The organism is Thalassospira sp. MCCC 1A01428, assembly GCF_002115825.1.
Lineage (GTDB): Bacteria > Pseudomonadota > Alphaproteobacteria > Rhodospirillales > Thalassospiraceae > Thalassospira.
Map to the genome: position 1 here is coordinate 1 of NZ_JFJZ01000091.1, position 6,885 is coordinate 6,885.

The 6,885-nt window shown below is 54.0% G+C and carries 5 protein-coding genes; all 5 read right to left on the reverse strand.

Features of this window, described 5'->3' with window-relative positions; genetic code table 11:
- Window positions 1–26 precede the first annotated feature (26 nt).
- Window positions 27–1,052: a low specificity L-threonine aldolase gene (locus tag THS27_RS25470; RefSeq protein WP_085595717.1), complete on the reverse strand. Its 1,026-nt coding sequence runs from the start codon at window positions 1,050–1,052 to the stop codon at window positions 27–29.
- A 114-nt stretch (window positions 1,053–1,166) separates the two neighbouring features.
- On the reverse strand, window positions 1,167–2,270 hold the full coding sequence (locus THS27_RS25475) for a low specificity L-threonine aldolase (RefSeq protein ID WP_246833107.1): 1,104 nt from the start codon (window positions 2,268–2,270) through the stop codon (window positions 1,167–1,169).
- A 62-nt stretch (window positions 2,271–2,332) separates the two neighbouring features.
- Window positions 2,333–4,600 carry a CHASE2 domain-containing protein gene (locus THS27_RS25480; RefSeq protein ID WP_085595718.1) on the reverse strand — a complete coding sequence of 756 codons (2,268 nt, stop codon included), beginning with the start codon at window positions 4,598–4,600 and terminating at the stop codon, window positions 2,333–2,335.
- 22 nt (window positions 4,601–4,622) lie between these two features.
- On the reverse strand, window positions 4,623–6,263 hold the full coding sequence (locus THS27_RS25485; RefSeq protein ID WP_168185014.1) for a FecR domain-containing protein: 1,641 nt from the start codon (window positions 6,261–6,263) through the stop codon (window positions 4,623–4,625).
- A 129-nt stretch (window positions 6,264–6,392) separates the two neighbouring features.
- Window positions 6,393–6,885: hypothetical protein (locus THS27_RS27010; protein ID WP_168185015.1), on the reverse strand; the 493-nt coding region annotated here is incomplete at its 5' end.

Below are 6,885 nucleotides of genomic sequence, written 5' to 3' on the forward strand. Positions count from 1 at the left end.
CAATTGGGTTCAGACCCTAGTGAAACTTACGATCCCTGCAGCTTTATTTTAAGATCGTTAATTGCGTTCGTATCGCTATTCCAGGCAGTCACAAATCGATAGGCATTTTTGCCAAGGGACGGCCAGGAATAAAATAGCAAACCGGCATCGCGCAAATTTTGTGCGGCTTTGTCAGGCAGGGAAACAAATAGTTCATTGGCCTGACTGTCGAGCAGCATTTCACCACCTTGCCCGATCAGCAGGTCGGACAGGGCCGATGCCGCGGCATTGGCCGTTCGGGCGTTTTTCAACCACAGGTCGTTGTCAATATAAGTGGCCAGCTGGGCTGCAAGATAGCGATGCTTGGATAATAAATGGCCACTGCGTTTGCGGGCCAGTTCGGCCTTGTCGCGTAAGGCAGGGTCAAACAAAATAATGGCTTCCACAGCCAGCGCCCCGTTTTTGGTGCCCCCGAAACTTAGGGCGTTAACGCCTGCCTTCCAGGTAATGTCGGCGGGGTGGCAGCCAAGGGCGGCAACTGCGTTGGCAAATCTTGCACCGTCCATAAACAGTTTTTTGTCAAACTGCTTGCAAACAGCGCCAATTGCACCAATTTCGTCCGCGCTGTAAACCCCGCCCAGTTCGGTCGATTGGGTGACGGCAACACATTCCGGCGTTACCGAATGTACCCCGCGATCAACCCTGCTTTCCAGATAGCGGCTTAGGGTTGCGGCTTCGATTTTGGCAGACGGGCCATCAATGGGCAGCAGTTTTGCCCCGCCGGTAAAATGGGCAACAGCGGTTGATTCGTCTTCGTTAATATGGGCTTCGTGATGGCACACAATGCCCCCATAAGGTGACACCAGCGTTGACAGGCTAATGCAGTTTGCCGCTGTTCCGGTGCTGACGGGCACCACGGCGACCGCGTGGTCAAATAATTCGGAAAAGGCACGGTCAAGGGTGCCCGAGACATCATCACCGCCATAGGCCGGGGCATTGCCCTGGCACTGGGCATCGATGGCAGCCTGAATTTCAGGACAAACCGGGGTTACATTGTCGGACGCAAAATTCATCAAAGGCTCGCTTTTATATAGGGTTAAGGGCCGTGCTGATGCCGGTGGCAATACACAGAACGGCAATTACTGGTGTTATTGTTTCACGCGTGCTGTGTGACTGGCAATATTTTGTCAGGCCATATCCAGGCTGGCAGGCAGGGATGTAATCGCATCCAGCGGGCTGTTCCACGCGGTGACAAACCGGTATGCCCCCGGCCCAACCGCAGGCCATGGACGAAACACAATACCTGCCGCTTGCAGCATGGCGGCAAGGTTGTCGTCCATATATACAAACAGTTCATTCCCCTGGGGTTGGTGTGCCATGCGCGCACCCATGCCAGTCAGGGATTGCCCCAGAAGTTTGGCGGCCATATTGGCGTGACGGGCGTTTTTCAGCCACAGGTCATTTTCCAGATAAGCCAGCAACTGCACTGCCAGATACCGATGTTTGGAAAACAGATGACCGCCGCGTTTGCGGGCTTTTTCGGTTTTTTTGCGAAGTGATTTGTCAAACAGGACAATCGCGTCCACAGCAAGGGCGCCATTTTTGGTCGCCCCGAACGTTAACACATCGACCCCGGCCTTCCATGTGATGTCGGCTGGATGGCAGCCCAGCGATGCCACGGCATTGGCAAAGCGTGCGCCATCCATAAACAGGCGCATGTCACGGGTTTTGCAAACCTGGCCAATAGCGTTGATTTCATCAACACTGTAAACCGCGCCAAATTCGGTGGCCTGGGTGATGGCAACACATTCCGGGTCCACTGCGTGAATACCGCGGTTGCTTTGCGCGGCTAGAAATTTATCAAGCCGGTCAGCCTCGATTTTGGCGGATGGCCCGTCCATTGTCAGCAGTTTTGCCCCGCCGCCATAAAAGGCGACACCAGTTGATTCCGTCTGGTTGATATGGGCTTCGTGGTGGCAAACCACCCCGCCATAAGGCGATACAAGGTTGGAAAGGCCGATCAGGTTGGCGGCGGTGCCAGTGGCAACGGGGACGACAACACAATCGGTTTCAAACATGTGTGAAAAGGCGGCATCAAGCTTGGCTGTCTCATCGTCTTGCCCATAGGGCAGGGCACTTGTATCGGACTGGCTGGCGATAGCAGCAAGAATTTCCGGGCATACCGGTGAAACATTGTCAGATGAAAAATTCATGGGGGCCTGTTTTTCGAACTGGAAGCTGGTGGCGAGATTTGATCCAGCATTGGCGCAACCGGTTTGAAATGCAAGCATAACAAAACCCGCCGGCGGATGACGCGGCGGGCTTGTTGTTCGGGGGCAAGGGGCAGTCTGCTTTATTTGCTTGTGGCAACAAAAACACCATCCCAGTCCTGGCCGGGGGGCGATTTGCGAAATGCCGCGATACGTTCATCATACATGTCATAAAGAACTGAAAGATCGCGCACCGGGTTTTGCCGCAGCGACAGCAACAGCGTTTCAACCTGATCCCAGTTTTGCCCGCGATAAGCCTTGATCATGGCGTCATGCATTTGGGCCAGTTCGGCAAAATCGTTGCTATCGCGTAAATCGCGGTCGCCCAGAACGGTAAAAATTTCAACCGCTTCGCTTTTGCCTTTTACGGCAATCAGGTCCAGTTGCAAAACGGCAAACCGGTTGGAAACTGTGATGGCACTATCCTGCCCAATCACAATATCGACCCCATAGTTTTTTGATTGTCCCTCCAGCCGGGATGCCAGGTTAACCGCATCCCCCAGGACCGAATAATCAAACCGCTGGTCCGAGCCCATATTGCCGACAACACAGGTGCCGGTATTGACCCCGATGCCGATATTCAGTGGCAAAAACGGTCGGCCCTCGGCATGGGCCTCGGCTTCGCGTTCGGCATTTAATGCGCGCAGGGATACAAACATTGCCAGCGCGGCTTCACAGGCCTTTTCCGGGTGCAGGGGAACATCAAGCGGGGCGTTCCAGAACGCCATGATGCAATCGCCCATATATTTGTCGATCGTGCCGTCGCGCTGCAAAATACAGCCGGTCAGCGGGGTTAGCAGCCGGTTGATCAACTGGGTCAGACCTTGCGGGTCGGATTTATAACTTTCGGAAATGGTGGTAAAGCCGCGCACATCGCAAAACAGCAATGTCATGTCGCGCATTTCACCACCCAGTTTTAACCGTTCGGGGTGCTGGGCCAGTTGTTCAACCAGGGCGGGCGACAGATAGGTGGAAAATGCGCCACGAACCTGGCGTTTTTCGCCTTCGGTGCGCATAAAGCCGATCAAGCTGCCCGATAGATAAACCAGTATGGTGGAAAGGCTGGCATATAACGGGTCGATCAGCATGTGATGCTGGCGAAAGGCCCACCAGGAAAACCCGATGGCCCCGGCGATAACGGCCACACCAATGACGGCGGGCCAAAGGGGGCCCAACCGGGGGATCGCGATGACGAAAAACAGGCCCACAATCACCAGTGCCAGCGTTTCTGCCTGCGACGCCCAATAGGGGCGCGACAAAAATTGCTGCAACAGCATTTGTTCGAGCATCTCGGCATGGACCTCGACCCCTGGCAAAACCGGGTTTAGCGGCGATGACCGCAAATCAAGCAGGCCCGCAGCACTGGTGCCAATCAGAACGGCCGTATCCTGAAGCGCACCTTTGGGCAATTTATCATTCATCACATCAGATGCCGAAACATAGCGGTCCTGCTGATGGCCGGTAAAATAAACCCACATATTGCCCGTTGCATCGGATGGAATGGTAAGCTGTCCGACACGAATGGCATCAACCCCGTCCGATGTGGTCCAGCTGGCGGCACCACTGGCACCTGACAGGCGCACATTCATTGTTTTTGGGGCATCCTGCATCACACGCAGCATTTCCATGCTGAGCGTCGGGTAGACCGGCTTGCCGATCAGGGGTTGTTCGGCATCAAGGGCCAGCAATAAGGGCACACGGCGTACAACACCGTCGGCACCGGGGGTGACGTTGATCAGGGCATTGCCCGTTGCCGCATCTTCAATCGCTGGCAGGTTGGTTGTTGCCCCCGCAAGCGTCGGGATATATTCGGCAATATTGCGCCCTTGCGATCCTGCAACCGAAAAATTGCCAACCTGACGCGGTATTGTCACAAGCGGATTATTGGTTAACTGGGTTGCCGTAACGATTTGTCCGACACCCCCGATAAACTGGGCAAACAGGGCATCATGGTCGGGCAGGCCGGTTGCAAGTTCGCGGATTTTGGCCGTGTTGTCATCCTGGGGCCAGTCGCCAATCACGCGAGAGGGCGATGTGCGGTCAGGTTCGGCAAAAATAACGTCAAACCCCACCACGGTTGCCCCGGCCATGCGCAGCCGGTAAACCAGTTCGGCCAAACGGGTACGCGGCCACGGCCATTGGCCCAGTTCGGCCAGGCTTTTATCGTCGATATCAACAATGCGAACCCCGACATCCTGGTACTGGCGCGGTTCAATGCGTTGATAGGTATCAAACACATTCATCCGCAATTGCCCCACCAGCGGCACATCCTGCCAGCGCAAAACAACACAGGTGATCAGAACCAGTAACGGGATCAGATAATGCAGAATGCCCGACAGTTTTTTGCGCATGTGTGTGATACTGATTTATCCGTTAAGGGTCTTGCGATACGGGAGGGTCCAGATCAGGTGCATTTCCCGGGTCTTTGTCATACTCGTTAAGGCCATAACTTCCACTGGCCCCTTCGGGAACGGCATTTGTTGTTAACTCCACATTTACAGCGGTTGGCGTTGTAAACGTAACTTTCCCCTTGCATCCCATGTCATCGCAGGCAGATCCGGGATCAAACTGAAAATCGTCACTTGTAATAATCGCGTAGTCTGAACGGTCAGTGTAGTATTTGCTGGCGCTTATGTAGCCTTCAGACCCTGTGGAATCCACAATGTTAAATATTTCGGTGAAGATATGACGAGATCCGAAATCAACTTCGGTAAATGAACGATAAGATAAATTTGACGTGCTGACATCCAGATAGCCGTTGTAAATGCCATTCGAAATTTCGCTCATTATCTTAAACGTTGTTGCATCAACCGTTTCCCCAGGGATGTCTGTTGTAATATCCGGGTCGCTATGCACATCGCTGTTTTGTTCGGCGGTCTGGTTGCTGGTTTCGCTGGTTTGCGTGGTCACACTGGTTTGTGTCATGGCCACATCAAGAACACTGGCAACAGTTTGCCCTGTCTGGTTGTTGGCCGCCGCCATTGTGTTGCCGCTCAGGGTTGATGTTTGCGAATTACCCGCAGATGACGGTGCGGTTCCGCTGGACCCGGACGTACCTGATGAACCCGATGTACTTGCCGTTGTCGAGGATTGCTGACCGGAAGTGCTGCTATTGCTGTTTCCGTTGCCATTGCCATTGCCATTACTGTTGGTGTTGCCACGGCCATTTTGTTTTGCATCGCGCGGGCTGGGGCGGGTTACCAGCGTGCTCATATCCAGCCCGGCCAGGTCGGCGGGGAAACGGGTGGGCAGTGTCACGGTATCACCGGTGATAAAGGCACCAAACCCCTCGCTTGACAGCGGCTGGGTAACACCGTTTAGCGACGTCAGTTCAACCGCCCCGGGGCGAGATCCTGAATCGTTTCGGCCCGCCCCCGGACCAAGGTTAACCACGCCAACAATTGGCCCGGTTGTGGTGGTGGAACCCAATTGTTGCCGGGCAAATTGTTGGGTTGAGGGCGACCAGCTGTTGGCCCCGCCAGTGCCGTTACCATCCCCCGGGCCATCCTGAACCGAGACCAGAAACTGTGTGCCGCGAATACCGATAGAACCAACCGGCAGGTTGATTTTCATGGTTTTCGGGTCGTTATGGGCCAGTTTCCCGGTCAGGACACGCACCACACCACGGGTGATGCTGGCACTCATATGGCCCTGATTATTGGCCGGGTCATAGACAAAATCGTCAATGGCGATTTCGCTGTTGGGGCCAATGGTGAAAACGGTTTCATCCATCAGCAATATCTGCATCCCCGATCCCGGCGACGAGGTTATATAGTCGCCCAGATAAATCGGCTGGCCGCTTTCAACTTGCGTTCCAACAATGCCCTTGGCCTCGGCCAGTTCAACGTCGCCGCGCACGGCAGCACTTACACCCGCCTGTTCGCCGCGCGCATAGGCCGGAGAGGAAGCAATAATTGTACCCATGGCCAGCGCCGCCAATGTCAACGGGGCCGGGCGAAACGGTGCAAGAAACAATGACATGCTTTTAGCGGGGGTCGACATGCGAAACATCATGGTCTTGATCCTTTTCAGGCGAACCACAGTAAAAAAGTGGCCTTGGTACCGGGTCTGCGAGCAACGACAATAACTTTGTCTCTTTGCGAGATTGATCATGTCTTTTTCGGTGTTGGTATCGCTGGCTGATTAGTCAATTTCTTTCTCGATATCTACCGATGTACTGGCCCCTTCGGGGACGGCATTGGTTGAAACATCCACTTCCACATGGGTGGGGGTTTCGAAAACCATTTGTGCCTTGCAGCCCATGCTTTCGCAGTTGCCGATAAAATCAAAATCGTCCGTCGTGAAAATAGCTTTGCCGGTTCTGTCGTTAAAATAGGTGTTTAGGGCCAACCCGTTATTTTCGATATTAAATGGCTGTATCCCGGATTGTGCATTTTCGTGAATATATGAAATGAATGCACCAATATATCGGCTGCCAAAATCAACGGAAATCCCAACGTCGTACGTCAATGCACCGTTATCAACGGTATCATAACCGTAATAAAAACCATTGGTGATGTCGCGCATGGCTTCAAATGTTGCTGCCGTGACGGACGTGTCTGGCGTGGTATCGACAATGTCGGGGTTGCTATGTACATCGCTGTTTTGTTCGGCAGTCTGGTTGCTGGTTTCGCTG

Coding starts and splice junctions, on each gene's coding strand:
- THS27_RS25485 (WP_168185014.1), bottom strand. CDS start 6,263: ATGATGTTTCGCATGTCGACCCCCGCTAAAAGCATGTCATTGTTTCTT.
- THS27_RS25470 (WP_085595717.1), bottom strand. CDS start 1,052: ATGAATTTTGCGTCCGACAATGTAACCCCGGTTTGTCCTGAAATTCAG.
- THS27_RS25475 (WP_246833107.1), bottom strand. CDS start 2,270: ATGCTTGCATTTCAAACCGGTTGCGCCAATGCTGGATCAAATCTCGCC.
- THS27_RS25480 (WP_085595718.1), bottom strand. CDS start 4,600: ATGCGCAAAAAACTGTCGGGCATTCTGCATTATCTGATCCCGTTACTG.